13 protein-coding genes and 2 pseudogenes are annotated in these 21,049 nt (G+C 64.9%); 13 read left to right on the forward strand and 2 right to left on the reverse strand.

Annotation, left to right across the window (positions count from 1 at the left end):
* Positions 1-33 precede the first annotated feature (33 nt).
* Both G4G28_RS06150 and G4G28_RS25325 read right to left on the reverse strand, forming a co-directional pair.
* Positions 34-2,574, reverse strand: coding sequence for a TonB-dependent receptor domain-containing protein (locus G4G28_RS06150; protein WP_229508059.1), 2,541 nt, complete (start codon positions 2,572-2,574; stop codon positions 34-36).
* Positions 2,466-2,888, reverse strand: a complete 423-nt coding sequence (locus G4G28_RS25325; RefSeq protein WP_229507909.1) for a hypothetical protein — start codon at positions 2,886-2,888, stop codon at positions 2,466-2,468. Before G4G28_RS25325 ends, G4G28_RS06150 begins: the two co-directional genes overlap by 109 nt.
* A gap of 497 nt (positions 2,889-3,385) precedes the next feature.
* Between G4G28_RS25325 and aroG the strand changes: the two genes are divergently transcribed.
* From aroG to truB, 13 genes and pseudogenes are all read left to right on the forward strand, one after another.
* Positions 3,386-4,450 (forward strand): 3-deoxy-7-phosphoheptulonate synthase AroG, encoded by a 1,065-nt coding sequence (gene aroG, locus G4G28_RS06155; protein ID WP_182991275.1) that lies wholly within the window; start codon positions 3,386-3,388, stop codon positions 4,448-4,450.
* Positions 4,451-4,581: 131 nt separating this feature from the next.
* Positions 4,582-5,520 (forward strand): ABC transporter permease, encoded by a 939-nt coding sequence (locus G4G28_RS06160; RefSeq protein WP_182991276.1) that lies wholly within the window; start codon positions 4,582-4,584, stop codon positions 5,518-5,520.
* A gap of 8 nt (positions 5,521-5,528) precedes the next feature.
* On the forward strand, positions 5,529-6,533 hold the full coding sequence (locus tag G4G28_RS06165; RefSeq protein WP_374039767.1) for an ABC transporter permease: 1,005 nt from the start codon (positions 5,529-5,531) through the stop codon (positions 6,531-6,533).
* A complete protein-coding gene (locus G4G28_RS06170) occupies positions 6,530-8,230 on the forward strand; it encodes an ABC transporter ATP-binding protein (RefSeq protein ID WP_182991277.1) in 1,701 nt (566 codons plus the stop codon). The genes G4G28_RS06165 and G4G28_RS06170 overlap by 4 nt, the downstream gene beginning before the upstream one ends.
* Positions 8,231-8,304: 74 nt before the next feature.
* On the forward strand, positions 8,305-9,243 hold the full coding sequence (locus G4G28_RS06175; protein WP_182991278.1) for a DedA family protein/thiosulfate sulfurtransferase GlpE: 939 nt from the start codon (positions 8,305-8,307) through the stop codon (positions 9,241-9,243).
* Positions 9,244-9,598: 355 nt separating this feature from the next.
* A pseudogene (locus G4G28_RS06180) lies at positions 9,599-10,608 on the forward strand (glucokinase); the annotation flags it as partial.
* Between the two features lie 433 nt (positions 10,609-11,041).
* The gene (gene scpB / locus G4G28_RS06185; RefSeq protein WP_182991279.1) at positions 11,042-11,779 is read left to right on the forward strand and encodes an SMC-Scp complex subunit ScpB; all 738 of its coding nucleotides are present in this window, start codon (positions 11,042-11,044) and stop codon (positions 11,777-11,779) included.
* Positions 11,766-13,721, forward strand: a complete 1,956-nt coding sequence (gene rluB, locus G4G28_RS06190; RefSeq protein ID WP_183108140.1) for a 23S rRNA pseudouridine(2605) synthase RluB — start codon at positions 11,766-11,768, stop codon at positions 13,719-13,721. The genes scpB and rluB overlap by 14 nt, the downstream gene beginning before the upstream one ends.
* 534 nt (positions 13,722-14,255) lie before the next feature.
* A complete protein-coding gene (gene rimP / locus G4G28_RS06195; protein WP_182991280.1) occupies positions 14,256-14,744 on the forward strand; it encodes a ribosome maturation factor RimP in 489 nt (162 codons plus the stop codon).
* Entirely contained in the window at positions 14,741-16,306 is a 1,566-nt protein-coding gene (gene nusA, locus G4G28_RS06200; protein WP_182991281.1) for a transcription termination factor NusA, read from the forward strand. The genes rimP and nusA overlap by 4 nt, the downstream gene beginning before the upstream one ends.
* A gap of 46 nt (positions 16,307-16,352) precedes the next feature.
* A pseudogene (gene infB, locus G4G28_RS06205) lies at positions 16,353-19,173 on the forward strand (translation initiation factor IF-2).
* A gap of 301 nt (positions 19,174-19,474) precedes the next feature.
* On the forward strand, positions 19,475-19,933 hold the full coding sequence (rbfA, locus tag G4G28_RS06210; RefSeq protein WP_182991282.1) for a 30S ribosome-binding factor RbfA: 459 nt from the start codon (positions 19,475-19,477) through the stop codon (positions 19,931-19,933).
* Positions 19,930-20,847, forward strand: coding sequence for a tRNA pseudouridine(55) synthase TruB (truB, locus tag G4G28_RS06215; RefSeq protein WP_182991283.1), 918 nt, complete (start codon positions 19,930-19,932; stop codon positions 20,845-20,847). The genes rbfA and truB overlap by 4 nt, the downstream gene beginning before the upstream one ends.
* Positions 20,848-21,049: the final 202 nt, after the last annotated feature.

Raw genomic sequence — 21,049 nt, forward strand, 5'->3', positions numbered from 1 at the left:
GCCCGAACGACTTGCACGGGCCGCTTGCCGCACTCAGAAGGTGTAGCGGGCGCCCACCATGAAGGTGCGTCCGACCGCGCCCAGGTAGTCGAGCGGGTTATAGGCCTGCGCGCCATAGGTCAGCGGATCGAGCGGCGCTACCTTGTCGAACAGGTTCTCGATCGTGCCGAACACTTCCCAGCCCGGCCGCGGCTTCCAGCGCAGTACCAGGTCGAAGGTGGTAAAGGAGGGCAGTTCGCAGCCGCTCGGCGCATCCTGGCCGTTGGCGAAGTGGCTGGCGCAGCCGTCCGGGTCGCCCTTGAACAGGACGTTGTCGATCGGCCCGCGGTAGTTGGCGTTGAGCGCCACGCGCCAGTCGCCACGGTCCCAGGCTGCCCGCAGGTTGATGCGGTGGTCGGGCGTGCCGATGCAGTTGGTGACGTCGCAATTGCCATGGGTACCGGCGAAGTCGCGCTCGCTGCCGTCCTGTTCGGTGCGCAGCCACTTGTCGAGGAAGGTCCATTTTCCGTCGAGCAGGAGGTTGCCCCAGTCGCCAGGCAGGCGCAACGTGTGGCGGGCGTCGAGGTCGATGCCGCGCACCTTGGTCGAGGCCGAGTTCACGTAGTTCGCCAGCACGGCCGTGATGGCGCCGGGGTCGCCCGGGATGCCTGCCTGGGCCGTGCTGGGATCGCGTGCGACCTGGCCGCGGGCAATGGCGACATCGGTCAGTTCCTGGTTGATCTCGTTCTTGCGCTTGATCTGCCAGAAGTCGACCGAAATGCTGGTACGCGGCAGTGGATCCCAGATGATGCCGAAGTTCAGGCTGCGCGAACGCTCCGGTTCCAGTGCCGGGTTGGGCGAGGTGATGACGGCGATCGCCGCCGGATCGCAGGCCGTTTCCACGCCCGGGTTGCAGCGCAGCGGATCCTCGGCGGTGGAAAACGCCGCCAGGCCGCCGACGCCGTTTTCGGCCGCACTCGGCGCACGGAAGCCGCGCGCAAACGTGCTGCGCAGGGCCAGTTGGCGCATCGGCTGCCATTTGACGCCGACTTTCGGCGTCCAGGAATTGCCGACATCGGTGAAATGATCCCAGCGCAATGCGCCGGTCACTTCCAGGCCCGGCAGCACGGGCGCCAGCGCCTCGCCGTACAGCGCGAAGACGTTGCGCGAACCGCGATAGGCGGGTAGCCCAGGCCGATCACGTTGCCGCGCTCGGTGCCAGTGGTGGGTTGCAACTCGGTTTCCTCGCGCCGCCATTCGGCGCCCACCGCGACGCCGATGGCGCCGCCGGCCAGCTTGCCGAACTCGCGCGTGGCCTTGACGTCGCCCTGGACGATCTTGGTCTGGGCGTCGTTCGAGATCATCGGCGAGCGCCGCGTACAGGGCCGGGCTGTTGAGGCCGGCGTTTTCGCCGATACGCCAGACGCTACCTATCGGCAGCGCGGCGTAGGCCGGACTGGTGGCCAGCGCCGCCGCGATGTTGGCGGCACTGGGGTCGAGCAGGGCGAAAGCGACGTCGCGCTGCAGTTGGCCATAGCGTTCGTTGGAGACGGTGTTGCGCGAGAACAGGAGAGAAGTGTCGTACTCCCAGCCGGCGACGCTTCCCTTGACTCCGGCCAGCGCACGTACGAAGAAGGCGTCGATGTTCGAGACGCGCGGGCCGACGTCGCCGGTCAGGTAGCGCAGCCGCGCGGCCGTGCCGAAGTAGGGGTTGTCGGGATGGTTGGGACCGAGGCGCACGCCGGCGTTGCTGACTGGCCCGCCGGGATAGCCGACGTTGGCGCTGACGGTGCTCGGGGTGGTCGAGGACGAGGACTGGCTGCTGTACAGGTTCAGCTCGGCGTAGCCTTCGATGGCGGGCGTGATGCGCCAGGTGCCGCGCCCGAACAGGCTGTAGTTTTCCTGCTCGGGCTGGATCTGGTTGTAGGCCAGCGTCGAGTCGATCAGGCAGCCGCCGCCGGGGTCGCCCTGCGGGTGGCTGGTGAAGTTCGCGCAGGCGGCGCCGGGGAAGGTGCGGGTGAAGCCGGATGCCGGGTCGAGGCTGCCGCGGTTGAAGTAATCGAGGGTGGCCGGGTTGCGCACGTTGCCGTTGATGGCGCTGCCGGCGGCATTGTTGCCGGTGATCGCCCCGGTGCCGCCGAGCGCTTCCTGGGCCGAGTAGCCCCACTGGCGCAGGTCGATGCGGCCGATGTAGCGGCGGTCCGAGCGGTCGCGCAGCCAGATGTCGTTCAGGCGCTTGAACTCGAAATTGAGCAGCACGTTGTAGCGGTCGGCATCGAGGTCGCCGAAGCCATGGGTGATGGCCAGGTTCTGTTCCTCGCCGTCCCACTCCTGGGTGATGCCGAGGGCGCCGCGCACCGTGGTGCCCTTGAAGTCGCGCCGCAGGATGATATTGACGACGCCGGCAATGGCATCGGAACCGTAGATGGCGGAGGCGCCGTCCTTCAGGATTTCGATGCGGTCGACGGCGTCGGTGGGGATGACGTTCAGGTCGGTGAAGACTTTCTGGCCGTCGTCGGCCAGGCCATACGGCGCCATGCGGCGGCCGTTGAGCAGCACCAGGGTGGACGCGGTACCCAGGCCGCGCAGCGAGATGCCCGAGGCGCCGGCGGCGAAGCCGTTGCCGAAGGTGGTCGGCACCGAGCCCGGTTGTCCACCGCCGGGGTCTGCAGCAATTCGGAGACGGTGCTCTTGCCCGAGCGCTCGATGTCGGCACGGTTGACGGTCAGCACCGACGAGGCGGTTTCGGCTTCGGCGCGGCGGATATTACTGCCGGTAACGACCACGCGCGACCGGCCGCTCGGCCGCTTCCTGGCCTGCGCGCCGGGAGTGGCGATCAGCGCCAGGCCGATCGCGCCGCTGCCGGCGAACAGGCGGCGGACCGATCGGGATAACAGTGTTTCAATCATGTCAGGACTCCAGGTCAAATGAAAATCCCGGTCCTGGGCCGCGGTTGATGCATCTCATGTGCTAGACGAAAAGAAATTGATTGCACACAAGAAGAACGCTTGCCGGACGGGGGCTTGTCCTGACTTTTGCATTACTGATAATGGCCTGTCTGATATCTCTCAATCGTCGGTCAGCCGTCGGGAGGACTGTCGGTTTAACGCAACCGCTTGCCGGCAACAGGGGCGGGGACGGTGAAATCCGCGGTGCAGCCGCCCGGCGGGCCGTGGACAAAAAGCCTTGCCAATGCTCACGACTTGGCGGTATAGTCGTTTTGACCTTTTTCGGATCCGTCCATGCGCCACGCTGCCTTCTTTACCTGCTATTTTTGGTTTCGCCATTCCGGCCCCCAGGCGGTGGAATAGCGGCAGGTTCACGCAACAAAGAGACCCGACCGAACAACCAGAAACCGCCAGCGATGGCGGTTTTTTTATTTCAGACCCATCCACGGAGTGACCGCATGCCCCGCACCGACGACCTACGCATCCGCGAAATGAAGGAACTCACGCCGCCCTCGCACCTCATCCGCGAGTTTCCGGTGACCGCCGCGGCAGAGGAGACCGCGAGCGCGTCGCGCGTGGCCCTGCACCGCATCCTGCACGGCCAGGACGACCGCCTGATGGTCGTGATCGGCCCGTGCTCGATCCACGACCCGCAAGCGGCGCTCGAGTATGCGCGGCGCCTGGCCGAACAGCGCCGGCGCTTTGCAGGCGAACTCGAGATCGTGATGCGGGTCTATTTCGAGAAGCCGCGCACGACGGTGGGCTGGAAGGGCATGATCAACGACCCCTACATGGACAACAGCTTCCGCATCAACGACGGCCTGCGCATGGCACGCGAGCTGCTGCGCGCGGTCAACGAGATGGGCCTGCCCGCCGGCACAGAATTCCTCGACGTGATCAGCCCGCAGTACATCGCCGACCTGATCAGCTGGGGCGCAATCGGCGCGCGCACCACCGAGTCGCAGGTGCACCGCGAGCTGGCGTCCGGCCTGTCCTGTCCGGTCGGCTTCAAGAACGGTACCGACGGCAACATCAAGATCGCGGCCGACGCCATGAAGGCGGCCTCGCAGCCGCACCATTTCCTGTCGGTGACGAAAGGGGGCCATTCGGCCATCGTCTCGACCGCCGGCAACGAGGATTGCCACATCATCCTGCGCGGCGGCAAGACGCCGAACTACGATGCCGCCAGCGTCGAGGAGGCCTGCCGCCAGCTGGCCGCGAACGGGCTGGCCAGCCGCCTGATGATCGACGCCTCGCACGCCAACAGCAGCAAGAATCCGCAGAACCAGGTGCCGGTGTGTGCCGATATCGCGCGCCAGGTTGCCGGCGGCGAGGGGCGCATCGTCGGCGTGATGGTCGAGTCGCACCTGCTGGCGGGACGCCAGGACCTGGTGCCGGGGCAGGAACTGACTTACGGCCAGTCGGTCACCGACGGCTGCATCGACTGGGATACCAGCGTCGGGGTGCTGGAAGGGCTGGCAGCCGCGGTACGCCAGCGCCGCCTGCGCGGGGATGCCGAGTAAGCGAAACGGACAGACATGAAAGACGGCGGATCGCCCGGCCGCAGCCTCGCGTTCGCCTTCCTGCATTTGCGTTATCGTTACGCCTTTTGACCAAAGCCGGGCGGGCAGGGCCCGTGGCACAGGACGGCTTCATGTTGGCTTACATACTAAGGCGGCTGTGGCAGATGCTGCCGACCATGGCGGGCGTGATCGTGCTCGTCTTCGTGCTGTTCAACTGGGTGGGCGGCGACCCGGCCTATCTGCTGGCCGGGAAGATGGCCGATGCCCAGGCGATCGCCAACATCCGCGCCCAGCTCGGCATTGACCAGCCGGCCTGGGTGCAGCTGGGGATTTTCCTGAAGCAGATCGTGACCTTTGATTTCGGCAACGCCTGGAGCACGGGCGAGCCGGTGGCGGACATCATCGCGAGCCGCCTTGGCCCGTCGCTGACGGTGCTGGTGCCGCTGACCGTGCTCGAAACCCTGTTCGGGATCGCGCTGGCCCTGGCCATCGCCTTCGTGCGCGGCTCGCTGACCGACCGCGCGGTGATGGTAGCGTGCACGGTGGGAATGTCGATCTCGATCCTGGTCTACATCATCGTGTTCCAGTATTTCTTCGCCTACAAGCTTGGACTGTTCCCGGTGCAGGGCTGGGGCGCCAGCCTGGGTGAAAACCTGCTGCACTATGCGCTGCTGCCGATCATCATTGGCCTGGCGGTATCGATCGCGCCCACCTTGCGCCTGTACCGCAGCTTCGTGCTCGATGAAGCGAACCAGGATTATGTGCGCACGGCGCGCGCCAAGGGTCTGAGCGAGCGCCGCATCGTCTGGGTGCACGTGCTGCGCAACGCCGCCATTCCCATCATCACGCACGTGATGGCGAATCTGCCGGCGCTCCTGATCGGGGCCTTTCTCCTCGAGCGTTTCTTTGGCATTCCCGGCATCGGCCGCGAAGTGATCCTGGCCGTCGAACGCAGCGATTTTCCGGTGATCAAAGCCATCACCGTGTATGTCGCGGCCGCAACGATGGTATTCAATCTGCTGGCCGACCTGCTCTACGGGGCGGTCGATCCACGGGTGCAGCTGAAATGATGGGCGCCATGCAGCAGCACGCCGTGTCGCCCGGCCTGTGGGCACTTGCCTGGCGCCGCTTGCGCGCCGACAGATTGGCGCTGGCCGCGCTGGCAGTGGTCGTCCTGTTCCTGCTGACGCTGGCGCTGTCTGCTGCCGGCATGGTCGCCGCCGATTGGGAAGAGGAGGTGGCGGTGAACTACGCGCCGCCGACGTTTGTGGGCGCCGATCCCGCCACCGTGGCGCTGGCCCGGCCGCCGGAGCCCGTGCCGCCGAACGCCTTCGACCCGCTGGCGGCCGAACTGGAGGCGCTCAAGGCGCAGGTGCGGCGCACGCACCCGCCGCGCCCGAAAGCCTTGACGCTGACCTTCGGCGCCGACAAATGGGGCCACGATATCCTCAAGAAAACGGTCAAGGGCGGCGAGACCTCGATCGTGGTCGGCCTGGTGGCGGCTTTCCTGGCGGTGGCGCTGGGCACGCTGTTCGGCGCGCTGTCCGGATTCCATGGCGGCCTGGTCGACGATTTCTTCAACTGGTTCTACAGCATTTTTACCTCGATTCCCTCGATCCTGATGATCCTCACGGTGGCGGCCGTGCTGCAGCAGAAGGGCGTGACGACGATCGTGCTGATCCTGGGCCTGACCGGCTGGACCGGACCCTACCGCCTGATGCGCGCCGAATACATCAAGCACAAGGCACGCGAATACGTGCTGGCGGCGGATGCGATCGGCGCTTCGAACTGGCGCAAGATGTTTTCGCACATTTTCCCGAACGTCTCGCACGTGGCCCTGGTGCAGGTGTCGATCCTGGTGGTGGGCTTCATCAAGGCCGAGGTGATCCTGTCCTTCCTCGGCTTCGGCGTGCCGGTCGGTACCGTGTCCTGGGGCAGCATGCTCAACGAGGCGCAGAATGAGTTAATCCTCGGCAAGTGGTGGCAGCTGACGGCCGCCGCCGGTGCGATGGCGCTGCTGGTGACGGCGTTTTCGCTGTTCACCGACGCGCTGCGCGATGCGCTCGATCCCAAACTGAAATGAGCGCGATGACCATGCCAACCCCGCCGCTGCTGCAGGTACGCGACCTGCGCATTGCCTTCCGTGTCGACAAGAAGAATACGGTCGAGGCCATCAAGGGCGTTTCGTTTGATGTGCCGCTTGACGCCACCGTGGCCCTGGTAGGCGAATCGGGCAGCGGCAAATCGGTCAGTTCGCTCGCGGTGATGGGTTTGCTGCCGGCGGAGACGACGATCGTCGACCCCGGTTCGAGCGTGCGTTTCGATGGTCGCGAACTGATCGGGCTGCCGACAGCCGAACGGCGCCGCCTGTGCGGCAAGGACATCGCGATGATTTTCCAGGAGCCGATGTCCTCGCTCAACCCGGTGTTCACGGTCGGCTTCCAGATCGGCGAAGTGCTGCGCCTGCACATGGGCATGGGAAGGCGCCAGGCACGGGCGCGCACCCTTGAACTGCTGGAAGAGGTCGGGATTCCCGATCCGTCCAACAAGATCGGCGCCTACCCGAACCAGATGTCGGGCGGGCAGCAGCAGCGCGTCATGATCGCGATGGCCATTGCCTGCGAGCCCAAGCTCTTGATCGCGGACGAGCCGACCACGGCGCTCGACGTGACGATCCAGAAGCAGATCATGGACTTGATCGCCAGCCTGCAAAAGAAGCACCGCATGGCGGTGCTGTTCATCACCCACGACCTCGGTCTGGTGGCGCAGATCGCCGACCGCGTGATCGTCATGCGCCACGGCGAAGTGCGCGAAGAGGGCACGGCTGCCCAGGTTTTCAGGCAGCCGCGCGACGCCTACACGCGCGCCTTGCTGCATTGCCGCCCGAAGCTGGACGCGCGGCCGCTGCGCCTGCCGACCATCGACGACTTCCTGGGCGGGCATGGCGGGACAGGGATCGCGTTACCGGAGCGCACGCGCGGGTATGCGCCGGACGACGAGAACGTACTGATAGTAAAAAACCTGCAGAAAAGCTTCTGGCTGCGCGAGGGCCTGTTCGGCAAGCGCGAATTCCAGGCGGTGAAGGATGTGTCGTTCACGCTGCCCCGCGGAAAAACGCTGGGCGTGGTCGGCGAGTCGGGCTCGGGCAAGACCACGGTCGGCCTGACCCTGCTGCGGCTGCATCGTGCCACCGGCGGCAGCGCGCTCTTCGATGGGCGCGACCTGGTATCGATGTCGGACCGCGATTTCCAGGCCTATAAACGGCGCATTCAGATCGTGTTCCAGAATCCATATGCCTCGCTCAATCCGCGCTTCACGGTTGGCCAGATCCTGCTGGAACCGATGCGCATCCACGGCATCGGTGCCGACGACGGCGAACGCATGCGGATGGCGCATGCGCTGCTCGAACGCGTCGGCTTGCCCGCCGCGGCCCACGGGCGCTACCCGCACGAGTTTTCCGGCGGCCAGCGCCAGCGCATCGCAATTGCCCGCTGCCTGACGATGAAGCCGGAAATCCTCGTCTGCGACGAGTCCGTCTCGGCGCTGGATGTGTCGGTGCAGGCCCAGGTGCTCAATCTCCTGCAGGACCTGCAGGACGAGTACAAGATGAGCTACATCTTCATTTCCCACGATTTGTCGGTGGTGCGCTACATCGCCGACCGGGTCATGGTGATGCACCACGGCAGCGTGGTGGAAATGGCCGATTCGGACGCGCTATACCGCAATCCGCAGCATCCCTACACCCAGTCCCTGCTGGCGGCCATTCCTCGCAGCGCCTAGTCAGTGCGGGCGAAACCGTTGCGTAAAAGGGGCAGTGCCCAGCCGGGGAAAGGGAATTGGGCTACCATGAACGGATGTCCCAGCTTTCCCTCCTGATCCAGCAATACGGCGTCCTGATCGTCTTCGGCACGGTGCTGCTGGAACAGTTCGGCCTGCCGATCCCGGCCTTTCCCGTCCTGGTCGTGGCCGGCGCGCTGGCGGTCGATGGCGGCGGCAACTGGCAACTGTCGCTGCTGGCGGTGCTGCTGGCCTGCCTGATCTGCGACTATTTCTGGTTCCGCGCCGGGCGCTATTACGGCAAGCGCGTGCTGCGCCTGCTGTGCCGCATCTCGCTCTCGCCCGACTCCTGCGTCAACCAGACCGAGGACCGTTTCAGGCGCTACGGCGCCAAGTCGCTGCTTGTATCGAAATTCGTCCCCGGCTTCAATACGATTGCCGCGCCGATGTCGGGCGCGCTCGGCACGGGCACGCGCAGCTTCCTCGGCTTTTCCGCGACCGGCGCGCTGCTGTGGGGCGGCAGCGGTATTGCCGTCGGCGCCGTGTTCCACGACAGCGTCGACCGCGTGCTGGCCAGCCTGGAAACGATGGGCAGTACCGCGCTGATGGTGCTGGGCGGTTTGCTGGCGCTCTTCGTTGCCTATAAATATGTCGAGCGCCGCCGCCATCACGCGGCGCTGGGCATCGCCCGCATTGGGGTTGCCGAGCTGATGGACCTGATCGCGGCCGGGCACGATCCGCTCATCATCGATGCCCGCAGCGCGACGGCCCAGGCACTCGACGCCGCCATTCCCGGCGCGCTCCTGTACAAAGCCTGCCCGCCGGGGCAATGGATGGCGACGCTCGACCGTGAGCGCCATATCGTCGTCTACTGCAGCTGTCCGGACGACGTCAGCGCCGCCCAGGTCGCGAAGGAATTCCTGGCCAACGGGTTTCACCGGGCGCGGCCGCTGCAGGGTGGGCTGGATGCGTGGAATGCGCATCGCCAGGCTCAGGGCGAGGTGAGGGTGGCGTAGGGTAGGCGCGGCCGGCGAGGCGGCTCGACCCGGCGAGCTGCATCAACGCGGCTTCTTTGCCGCCTACGCGTTCAAACCGCGTACGCGCTCATGCGGCGCAGGGTGCACGCATTTCTCTTTCCTTTCTTGATGTGCGCGGGCCATGCTGGCTTGGATTGAACGCGTGGGCGGCGCTCACTTTGCCGAAGTGCACATGCTCGGGTGGAGCCGCCCACCCTACGCGTAGCTGTACTACTTGCGGTTCCAGCGTGGTTGTCGTGTATGTGCAGCTGGGCTTGTACCTAAACTACAAAATTTCCTTGTAAGTGAGCAAAGAAATCCAGTAAGCTTGGGCATCCCCCGAATTTTTGCCGCAATGACTGCTTCCCTGCCCGTAACCACTGCCCGCGACGCCGGCGTCTTCGATACTCCCCGCCTGCTGGCCGACATCGGCGGCACCAATGCGCGCTTTGCCATCGAGCGCCAGGCTGGGTGTGTCGAAGCGGTACGGGTGCTCGGCTGTGCCGACCATGCGTCGCTGGCGGACGCGATGCGCGCTTACCTGGCCGCTCCCGAGGTGGCGGCCTTGGGGGAGGTGCAGCATGCAGCCGTTGCGATCGCCAATCCGGTCGATGGCGATCAGGTGCGCATGACCAACCATCACTGGCAGTTCTCGATCGATGCGCTGCGCCAGGAGCTCGGCCTGGCAACCCTGCTGGTGGTGAACGATTTCACGGCGCTGGCGCGCTCCTTGCCGCACCTGCGCGATGGCGACAAGGTGCAGGTTGGCGGCGGCGCTCCCCGCGCCAGTGCGCCGCTGGGCCTGCTCGGCGCTGGTACCGGCCTGGGCGTTTCAGGGCTGGTGCCTGCCGGCGCCAGCTGGACCGCCTTGTGCAGCGAAGGCGGCCACGTTACCTTCGCGCCCGCCAATCCCCTTGAAGTGGCCATCTTGCAATACGCCTGGACCGAATTCGCGCACGTCTCGGCGGAACGCTTCCTGTCCGGTGCCGGTGTCGAACTGATCTACCGCGCGCTGGCCAATGTGCAGGGCCTTCCGGCCGCCTCGTTGGCGGCACCGGAGATCTCGCGCCGCGCCCTGGCCGGCGAATGCGCGCTCTCGGGCCAGGTGCTCGACGTCTTCTGCGGGATGCTCGGCACCGTGGCGGGCAACCTGGCCGTCACGCTCGGCGCCCGGGCGGCGTGTACATCGGCGGCGGCATCGTGCCTCGCCTCGGCGAGCGCTTCGCGCAGTCGCCGTTCCGCGCGCGCTTCGAACAGAAGGGCCGCTTCTCTTCCTGGCTGGCAGCGGTGCCGACCTACGTGATCACGGCAGAATATCCGGCATTTCTTGGGGTATCGGCGATTCTGGCGGAAAAACTGTCGTCTTGACGTCTCGGCCCGAGGCCAATTCCGGCTGCGCCCCTTGCGCAAATGGCCGTTCCCGTGTTTTATCGGTTACAATGGTTTGCAGTTGGAAGAAACGATGTCGATTGCCGCCATGGTGCGCCCACGAGCCACGCCTCGAAGCCGCATGCCCGGCCCGCGTTTCGCTTGACTTTCACAACGGTTGTCCGCCTGGCACGCAGGCAGCCACGTGGCCGGGTCCTGTCCCGCCACGGTATTGTCGCCCGGCGCGTCCAAGCGCGGGCCACGAATTCCTGTTTCAACCAGTCGTGGCGTGAGCCGTACCGCGAATCGCGTTCAGATCGCGAGGCCTGCGCCATTGGCGTAGCCGGCGCCGTCCAGGCGTCCGCCGACCGTCCGCCGGGCGGATAGTTTTATTGAGCTTTTCTTTGGCATCGAGCTGACGACATCGAGAATGAAGACTGATGAGGCCAAGCGCGTCCTCGAGACCGCCTTGCTATGCGCGCGCGAGCCGATGACCCTGCACGGCATGAAAAAGCTGTTTGCCGATGTCGATGCGAATGGCCGCCAGCTCGGCGCCGGTGTCGGCTTCGATACCCTCAAGCTGCTTCTCGAGGAATTGCGGCACGACTGGCAGGACCGCGGCATCGAGATCGTCAGCCTGGCGTCGGGCTGGCGTTTCCAGAGCCGGCCCGAGATGAAACCGTATCTCGACCGTATCTCGCCCGAAAAGCCGCCGAAATATTCGCGGGCCACGCTCGAGACGCTGGCGATCATCGCCTACCGCCAGCCCGTCACGCGCGGTGACATCGAGGAAATCCGCGGCGTCGCAGTGAACTCGCAGACCATCAAGCTGCTCGAAGACCGTGGCTGGATCGATGTCGTCGGCCACCGCGAAGTGGTCGGCAGGCCCGCCCTGCTGGGCACGACGAAGCAATTCCTGGACGACCTCGGTCTTGCGTCGCTCGGGCAATTGCCGCCGCTCGACAGCATTGCCGATGCCCAGGACGGACGCAGCCTGGAGGCGCTGGAAGCGGCGCTGCAACAGAATTTTGAGAAGGCGGATGCCAGCGCGGCCGCCGATGACGAACACCTTACTTCACCCGTTGAAGTTCCGATTCATGACCCTCAACCGGACTCAAGCTCGGTACCCGGTCAGCACAACAACGAAACGAATGATGAATCCAACTGACACCACCGAGACCAACCCTGCCGCTGCGGGCCCGGAGGACGCGGCCAAGCCGAAGCGCCGCACCCGTGCGGCCTCCGCGGTCAAGGACGCCGCACCTGCTGTCGCTGCCGATGCTGCACCGGCCGAGAAGCCGAAGCGCCGCAGCAAGGCCGCCGCTGCCGTGAGCGAAGTCCCTGACGCCGCGCCAGCTGCCGAGCCGGCCGCGCCGGCGCGCAAGCCGCGCGCGAGCAAGGCCAGGGCCGTCGCTGCGGTCGATAGCCCGGCCGCAGCGCCGGCCCCGGCCACTGCGCCCGCAGCCGAGGCGGGTGAAGCCGGCGAGGCGCCGCGCCAGGATGCGAGCCAGCGCAAGCCGCGCGGCCCGCGCCAGATGCGCGAGCAGCGTGCCGGGCGCGAAGCGCGCCAGCCGCAGCCTGTGGCCGCAGCCGACGCTGTTGCCGAAGCGGCCCCCGAGTCGATCGAGGCAGCCGGCCAGCCGCAGGACGCGCGCCGCGAGCCGCGTCAGGGCAAGGGCACAGGGAAGAATCAGAAGGGTGGCCAGAAGAATGCTGCGGGTGCGGGCCAGCAGGGCCAGCAGGGCCAGCAGGGTAACCGCGGCCAACAGGGGCAGGCTGGCGGCAAGGCCGGCAAGGGCGGCGACCGGGCACAGAACGGCAAAACGCGGCCAGGCAAGGCGAACGACGCCGATGCCGTGTTCTCCTTTGTCACCTCCGATGCCTTCGATGCCAACGACGGCGGCCAGGGCCAGCAGAAGGCCAGGCCGGCCCGCCGCGACCTGACCGCGGACGACGACGCGCCCAAGCTGCACAAGGTGCTGGCCGAAGCCGGTCTCGGTTCGCGCCGCGACATGGAAGAACTGATAGTCGCCGGCCGCGTGTCGGTGAACGGCGAGCCGGCCCATATCGGCCAGCGCATCCTGCCGACCGATGCCGTGCGCATCAACGGCAAGCTGATCCAGCGCAAGGTGAACAACAACAAGCCGCCGCGCGTGCTGGTGTACCACAAGCCGGCCGGCGAGATCGTCAGCCATGACGATCCGGAAGGCCGCCCGTCGGTGTTCGACCGCCTGCCGACCATGAAGACCGGCAAATGGCTGGCCGTTGGCCGCCTCGACTTCAATACCGAGGGCCTGCTGCTGTTCACCACCTCGGGTGACCTGGCGAACCGCCTGATGCACCCGCGCTACAACATCGACCGCGAATACGCCGTGCGCACGCTGGGCGAGCTGGAAGAGGGCATGCGCCAGAAGCTGCTGGCCGGTGTCGATCTCGACGACGGCAAGGCGGCCTTCACCAAGATCGTCGATGGCGGTGGCGAAGGCATCAACAAGTGGTATCGCGTGGTCATCGGCGAAGGCCGCAACCGCGAAGTGCGCCGCATGTTCGAAGCGGTGGGCCTGACGGTGTCACGCCTGATCCGTACCCGCTATGGCGCGATGACGCTGCCTTCCGGCCTGAAGCGCGGCCGTTGGGAAGAGCTGGAAGAAAACGACGTGCGCAACTTCATGACGGCCTTCGGCATCGAGAAGAAGGGCGGCGACGCGGGCCAGGGCGCAGGCAAGGGCAAGGGCGCCAAGGGGCAGGGCAAGGGGCAGGATGATGCGCGCCGCTCCGACGGCAACCGCATCGACCGCGCCGACGCCAACCGCAACGTCGATCCATACGGCCCGCCGGTGGCACGCGTCGGTGCGCCGCCGCGTGCCGGTGCGGCGCCTGCCGGCCGTCCGACGGGCGGCAAGGGCCGTGGCGCCAATGCCGGCGGCTTCGGCGGCGCTGCATCCGGCCGTCCGGGTAGCGGTGGCAATGGCGGCAGCAGCCGTCCGCGCCAGCCCGATCCGCTGCAGACCACGTTCGGCTTTGCCGGCACCGGTGGCGGTGGACGTCGTGGCGGCCAGGGTCCGCGCGGTTCGGAGCATGGCCTGCCACGTCGCGGACGTCGGGGTTAAGCATCTGCCTTGGCTTCGCGTAGGGTGGGCACCTGTGCCCACGCGGTCACCCGGCGTGCACCGTCGCTGGTGCTCGAATGGATGACAGCGTGGGCATGAATGCCCACCCTACGTTTGTCGCGTTTGCTGCTTGAAGTTCGGAGAAGCAGCCTCATTTGGGATTGCCTGGCCACAGTGCGTGTCCGTGCTGATGACGGTTCCGCAGATCGAAGGGTGATGCCGCGTGGAGTCGGGACTCCACCCTACGGTTTCCGGGCCAGTTCAGTGGGTGTTGCCGGCTCTACCATGCTCCCCGCATACCTGCCACACCGTTGCCGCCATGCCATCGTGCGCGCCTGTTGTTTGCGCGTTTATATAATGGTATGGCGATTGCAGCATGCCCCGGAACAGGATATAATTTGCAGCCTAATCAAAGTTCTTCCCAATGTGTGTCTTGGTGCAAGTGCTTTCATCTGGTTGGGTTGTGAATACAAAAAGATGGGCAGATGCCCATTTTTTTTTTGGTAAAACGTTTTAAAGCCCTGGAGAAGTATCGTGCAGCAGTTTGATTTGATCGCCAGAACAGTCGGTGGCCTTGGCTACGACCTCGTCGATGTCGAACGAGGCGAGCGCGGGATCCTGCGCGTGTTTATCGATTTTCCGGCTGATGTTGCGGACGAAAAGGGGCCGATCACGGTCGAGGACTGCGCAAAGGTGAGTCACCAGTTGTCGCACGTGCTGACGGTGGAAAACGTCGATTACGAACGTTTGGAAATTTCGTCGCCCGGGCTCGACCGCCCGGTGCGTACCCTGGCCGATTTCGAGCGCTTCGCCGGCCACGAATGCACGGTGAAGCTGCGTGTCGCCATGCCTGGCAGCGCGAACCGGAAGACCTATACGGGCATCCTGGTTGCGCCGGAAGGCGACAAGATCGGGCTGGAATTTGAAAGTAAAGATGGGCCGGCGTTGTTGGAATTTACGCTGGCCGAATTGGACAAGGCACGTTTGGTGCCGCAGGTGGATTTTAGGAGTCGCAAAGCATGAGTCGCGAAATTTTGTTACTGGTTGATGCGCTCGCGCGCGAAAAAAACGTCGATAAGGAAGTGGTGTTCGGGGCGCTCGAGTTCGCCCTGGCCCAGGCCACCAAAAAGCGCTATGAAGGCGAGGTCGACATCCGCGTGAGCATTGACCGCGACAACGGCGAATTCGAAACCTTCCGCCGCTGGCACGTGGTGCCGGACGAGGCGGGCCTGCAGCTGCCTGACCAGGAAATCCTGCACTTCGAAGCCAAGGAACAGATTTCCGACATCGAAGTCGATGAGTACATCGAAGAGCCGGTGGAATCGGTCGACTTCGGCCGCCGCTTCGCCCAGGACACGAAACAGGTCGTGCTGCAGCGCGTGCGCGATGCCGAGCGCGAGCAGATCCTGCAGGATTTCCTCGAGCGTGGCGATTCGCTCGTCACCGGCACCATCAAGCGCATGGAACGCGGCGATGCGATCGTCGAGTCGGGCAAGATCGAAGCACGCCTGCCGCGCGACCAGATGATCCCGAAGGAAAACCTGCGTATCGGCGACCGCGTCCGTGCCTTCATCCTGCGCGTCGACCGCAACATGCGCGGCCCGCAGGTGATCCTGTCGCGTACGGCGCCGGAATTCATCATGAAGCTGTTCGAACTGGAAGTGCCGGAAATCGAGCAGGGCCTGCTGGAAATCAAATCGGCTGCCCGTGATGCCGGCGTGCGCGCCAAGATCGCCGTGTACACGGGTGACAAGCGCATCGACCCGATCGGTACCTGCGTCGGCATGCGCGGTTCGCGCGTGCAGGCCGTGACCGGCGAGCTCGGCGGCGAGCGCGTCGACATCGTGCTGTGGTCGGACGATCCGGCCCAGTTCGTCATCGGCGCGCTGGCGCCTGCAAACGTCTCGTCGATCATGGTCGACGAAGAAAAGCATGCGATGGACGTCGTCGTCGACGAAGAGAACCTGGCCATTGCGATCGGCCGTTCGGGCCAGAACGTGCGCCTGGCCTCGGAACTGACGGGCTGGAAGATCAACATCATGACGGCCGAGGAATCGGCCAACAAGGTGGCCCAGGAAACGGCGGCAATCCGTACGCTGTTCATGGAAAAGCTCGATGTCGACCAGGAAGTGGCGGACATCCTCGTCGAGGAAGGTTTCTCGAGCCTTGAAGAAATCGCGTACGTCCCGATTTCCGAAATGCTGGAAATCGAATCGTTCGACGAAGAAACCGTCAACGAACTGCGCACCCGTGCCCGCGACGCCCTGGTAACGGAAGCCATCGCTTCCGAAGAAGGCCTCGAAGGCATGGAAGAGGAACTGGTCACCCTCGAAGGCATGGACCGTACGACGGCCGGCAAGCTTGGCCTGGCCGGCATCAAGACGGTGGAAGCATTCGCGGGTCTCGCTTACGACGAATTCGGCGCCATCCTGGCCCTGTCGTCGGACCGTGCCCGTGAACTGATCAAGAACGAATTTAATGATGTGACCGACGATGAGATGAAGCTGGTCGACAGTAAATATGATGACCGCGCCAAGGCGCTGCAGGCGAAAGCCTGGAGCCTGGTGGAAACGGCAAAGGCATAATTTGCAAATCTTTATCATCTCCGCGACACATAGAAAAGAGGACTGAATGGCGAGTAACAACGTAGCCCAATTTGCCACCGAACTGAAGATGCCTGCAGATTTGCTGCTGACGCAGCTGCGTTCTGCCGGCGTCGAGAAAAGCTCGACGTCAGATCCCTTGTCAAAGGATGATAAGGACAAGCTGCTGAATCACCTGCGCCGTACCCACGGTGCCGGCGAAGGGACCGAGAAAAAGAAAATCACGGTCACCCGCAAGGAAACGAGCGAGATCAAGCAGGCTGACGCAAGCGGCAAATCGCGCACGATCCAGGTCGAAGTGCGCAAGAAGCGTACCTTCGTACAACGTGACGACGTCGTCACCACCCCGGCCGCCCCTGCGGCGCCGGTCGTCGACGCCGCTGAAGTGGCACGCCGCGAGGAAGAGGCACGCCGTCACGCCGAACTCGTCGCGCGCCAGGAAGCGGACCTGCGTGAAAAGCAGGAACGCCTGGCCAAGCTCGAATCCGAGCGTGCCGAGCAGGCCAAGGCTGCGGAAGAGCAGGCCAGGCGCGACGCCGCGGAAGTGGCCAAGCGCGACGCCGCTGCCGCTGCCGCCGCCAGTTCGGCCGCAGGCGAGCAGGCCAAGCAGGCCGCTGCCGACGAAGCCAAGGCGAAAGCCCGGAAGAAGCTGCCAAGGAAGCCGCCGAACGCGCTGCCGCCACCGAGCGTGCACGCAAGGCCGTGGCCGACGAAGTGGCCCAGATCAAGCTGATGATGGCGCAACCACGCCGCGTGATCAAGGCACCGGAACCGGTGCCTGCGCCCGTGGTCGCAAAGCCGGCCGCACCTGCCGGCACGCTGCACAAGCCTGCCGACAAGAAGCCGGCCGACGGTACCGCCGCCAAGCCGGGCGACAAGAAGCCGGGCGACAAGAAGTCGATCAAGTCGGCGAATGTCTCCTCGACCTGGTCGGACGACGCCAAGAAACGTGGCGCCCCGGGCGGTGCCAGGGCCGTGGCGCCCCGAGCGCGCCAAGCGGACGCGACGGCTGGCGTGCCGGTGGCCGCAGCGGTGGCCGCCGTCATTCGAACGACGACCGCGAAACCAACTTCCAGGCGCCGACCGAGGCGATCGTCAAGGACGTCCACGTTCCCGAAACGATCACCGTGGCCGAACTCGCCCACAAGATGTCGGTGAAAGCGTCGGAAGTCATCAAGCAGCTGATGAAGCTGGGCCAGATGTGCACCATCAACCAGGTGCTGGACCAGGAAACGGCGATGATCGTGGTGGAAGAGATGGGCCATAAAGCCTTCGCTGCCGCCGAGGACGATCCGGAAGCGCTGCTGGCTGACCAGGGCGAGCACGCCGAGTTCGAGTCGACCTCGCGCGCACCGGTGGTCACCGTCATGGGTCACGTCGACCACGGCAAGACCTCGCTGCTGGACTACATCCGCCGTGCGAAAGTGGCAGCTGGCGAAGCCGGCGGCATTACCCAGCACATCGGTGCATACCACGTGGATACCCCGCGCGGCATGATCACCTTCCTCGACACCCCGGGTCACGAGGCGTTCACCGCCATGCGTGCACGTGGTGCCAAGGCAACCGACATCGTCATTCTGGTGGTGGCGGCGGACGACGGCGTGATGCCGCAAACGAAAGAGGCAATTGCTCACGCAAAAGCCGCTGGCGTGCCGCTGGTTGTCGCGATCAACAAGATCGACAAGCCGGGTGCGAACACCGACCGCGTGACCCAGGAACTGGTCGCCGAAGGCGTGGTGCCGGAAGAATACGGTGGCGATTCGCCATTCGTGCCGGTGTCGGCCAAGATCGGTACCGGTATCGACGACCTGCTCGAGCAAGTGCTGCTGCAGGCCGAAGTGCTGGAACTGAAAGCACCGGTCGGCGCCCCGGCCCGTGGCCTGGTCGTCGAGTCCCGCCTGGACAAGGGCCGTGGCCCGGTCGCGACGATCCTGGTGCAATCGGGTACCCTGCGCCGCGGCGACGTGGTGCTGGCTGGTTCCGCTTATGGCCGCGTTCGTGCAATGCTCGACGAAAACGGCAAGGCGATTGCCACCGCCGGTCCATCGATCCCGGTCGAGATCCAGGGCCTGACCGAAGTGCCGGCTGCCGGCGAAGAAGTCATGGTCATGGCCGACGAGCGCAAGGCGCGTGAAATCGGTCTGTTCCGTCAAGGTAAGTTCCGCGACGTGAAACTGGCCAAGCAGCAGGCGGCGAAGCTGGAAAACATGTTCGACCAGATGGGCGAGGGCGAGGTGAAGAACCTGCCTTTGATCATCAAGACGGACGTGCAGGGTTCGCAGGAAGCACTGGTCGGTTCGTTGCAGAAGCTGTCGACCTCGGAAGTGCGCGTGCAGGTCGTCCATGCAGCGGTCGGCGGCATCACCGAGTCGGACGTCAACCTGGCAACCGCCTCGAAGGCAGTCATCATCGGCTTCAACGCCCGTGCCGACGCCCAGGCGCGCAAGGTGGCCGAAGCCAATGGCGTGGATATTCGTTACTACAGCATCATTTACGATGCGATCGACGAAATCCGCACGGCACTGTCGGGCATGCTGGCACCGGAGAAGCGCGAGACCATCACCGGTCAGGTCGAGATTCGCCAGGTCATCCTGGTCTCGAAAGTCGGCGCGATTGCCGGCTGCCTGGTCACCGATGGCGTCGTTCGCCGTTCGTCCTCGGTTCGCCTGCTGCGCAACAACATCGTCATCTGGACCGGCGAGATCGACTCGCTCAAGCGCTTCAAGGACGATGCGAAGGAAGTGCGCGCCGGTCTCGAGTGCGGCCTGTCGCTGAAGAACATGAACGAAATCCAGGTCGGCGACGTGCTGGAAGTGTTCGAAGTGACCGAAGTGGCGCGTACGCTGTAATTCGCGTCGCGGCCTAGAAAGCGCCATCTGCCGGGCCCAGCCCAGCCGATGGCGTTTTTTTTGTAGGGTAGGCGGGTTCCCCGCCTATGCGTTCACACAAGGCCTGACATGTCTGCGCGGATGATCTTGGCACCGTTTAAACAACGGTTCACATACCTGTGCCTGTGATCTCGCCCGGATTGAACGCGTGGGCGGGAAACCCGCCCACCCTACGGTCCTCCGCTTTACCGAATGGCTGTTCGTGGCGCCGGCCACCACCCGATAGATGTACCATCGTTAGAAAAAAAGCTTACATATCACCATGGCAAAACACAGCAAAACCATTCCCCAGCGCGGCCTGCGCGTGGCCGACCAGATCCAGAAGGACTTGTCGGAACTGATCGCCTTCGAACTGAAGGATCCGCGCGTCGGCATGGTGACGCTCACCGAAGTGCAGCTCACGCCCGACTACGCGCACGCCAAGATCTACTTCACCCTGCTCAAAGACAGCAAGGAAGAGGTCAAGCAGACCCTCGAAGGTTTGTCGAAAGCGGCGGGCTACCTGCGCAACATGCTGGGCAAGCGCCTGCACATCCACACGCTGCCCCAGCTGCACTTCGTGCACGACACCTCCACTTCGCGCGGCCTGCAGATGTCGGCCCTGATCGACCAGGCGAACGCCGTGCGCGCGGCCGATTTCGAGGCGGATGAAGCGGGCGCAGGCGGAAGCGCGAAGGAGAACGTCGACACGGACGCAGCCGCCAAGGCGAAATCAGAGTGAACGCTCGCCCGCCCAGAAAGCCGCGCGACCTCGTCGACGGCGTGCTCCTGCTCGACAAGCCGGTGGGCCTGTCCTCGAACGATGCGCTCATCAAGGCCAAGCGCGTGATGAACGCGAAGAAGGCAGGGCATACCGGCACGCTGGACCCGTTTGCCACCGGCCTGTTGCCGCTGTGCTTTGGCGAGGCGACCAAGTTCTCGCAAGACCTGCTGGAAGCGGACAAGACCTACGAGGCCACGGTCCACCTCGGCATCATGACGAACACGGGCGACACCGAAGGCGAAGCCATCGAGACGCGCGAGGTCGAGGTGACGGTCGAGCAGATCGAGGCGGCGCTGGCACGCTTTCGCGGTCCCATCCTGCAGGTGCCGCCGATGTACTCGGCCCTGAAGCGCGACGGCAAGGCCTATTACGAATACGCCCGCGAAGGCATCACGCTCGAACGCGAAGCACGGCCGGTCACCATCCACGGCCTCGAGCTGATCGATTACGCGGCGCCGATGCTGAAGATCCGCGTTACCTGCAGCAAGGGGACCTATGTGCGCGTGCTGGGCGAAGACATCGGCGCGGCCCTCGGTTGCGGTGCGCACCTGAACGCGCTGCGCCGCATCCAGGTTGGCGCGCTGACCACGGAGCGCATGATCACGCTGGAAGAGCTGCAGGCGCATGCCGCTCCGCTATCGCTGCTGGCACCGGTGGACGCCTTGCTGTCCACCTTCCCGTCGGTGGAGCTGAGCCCGGAACTGGCGAAGCGCTTCCTGAACGGCCAGCGCCTGGCGCTGGGCAAGGAAGCAGTACAGGTGCCTGCCGAGCTCGGCCGCGTGCGCGTGTACGCCGACGGAAAACTGCTGGGCACGGCGAACTTGCAGGAATATGCCATCCTGGCGCCGGAACGGCTGATCGCCGCTTCGTAGGGTAGGGCCGCCCAGGCCCTACCCTGCGTCCTGCTGCAAACGTTCCGAAGACCCTGGTCAAAAACCGCCGAAACCGGCACAAAACCGTTAGAAGCTCAGCAAGCCATTGAAAATGCGGGCCTTTTCCATAAAAGCGCGCATTAACCTGCTATACTAGTCGGTTTCCGAAATTGGCAGCATCGGACACATCCGCGAGTTCATC

Source organism: Massilia sp. Dwa41.01b (genome assembly GCF_014171775.1).
Classification (GTDB): domain Bacteria; phylum Pseudomonadota; class Gammaproteobacteria; order Burkholderiales; family Burkholderiaceae_D; genus Telluria.

What these genes read in the sequence shown, in the direction of transcription:
- G4G28_RS25325 (WP_229507909.1), bottom strand. Translation starts at nt 2,888, where the DNA reads ATGATTGAAACACTGTTATCCCGATCGGTCCGCCGCCTGTTCGCCGGC.
- aroG (WP_182991275.1), top strand. Translation starts at nt 3,386, where the DNA reads ATGCCCCGCACCGACGACCTACGCATCCGCGAAATGAAGGAACTCACG.
- G4G28_RS06160 (WP_182991276.1), top strand. Translation starts at nt 4,582, where the DNA reads ATGTTGGCTTACATACTAAGGCGGCTGTGGCAGATGCTGCCGACCATG.
- G4G28_RS06165 (WP_374039767.1), top strand. Translation starts at nt 5,529, where the DNA reads ATGCAGCAGCACGCCGTGTCGCCCGGCCTGTGGGCACTTGCCTGGCGC.
- G4G28_RS06170 (WP_182991277.1), top strand. Translation starts at nt 6,530, where the DNA reads ATGAGCGCGATGACCATGCCAACCCCGCCGCTGCTGCAGGTACGCGAC.
- G4G28_RS06175 (WP_182991278.1), top strand. Translation starts at nt 8,305, where the DNA reads ATGTCCCAGCTTTCCCTCCTGATCCAGCAATACGGCGTCCTGATCGTC.
- scpB (WP_182991279.1), top strand. Translation starts at nt 11,042, where the DNA reads ATGAAGACTGATGAGGCCAAGCGCGTCCTCGAGACCGCCTTGCTATGC.
- rluB (WP_183108140.1), top strand. Translation starts at nt 11,766, where the DNA reads ATGAATCCAACTGACACCACCGAGACCAACCCTGCCGCTGCGGGCCCG.
- nusA (WP_182991281.1), top strand. Translation starts at nt 14,741, where the DNA reads ATGAGTCGCGAAATTTTGTTACTGGTTGATGCGCTCGCGCGCGAAAAA.
- rbfA (WP_182991282.1), top strand. Translation starts at nt 19,475, where the DNA reads ATGGCAAAACACAGCAAAACCATTCCCCAGCGCGGCCTGCGCGTGGCC.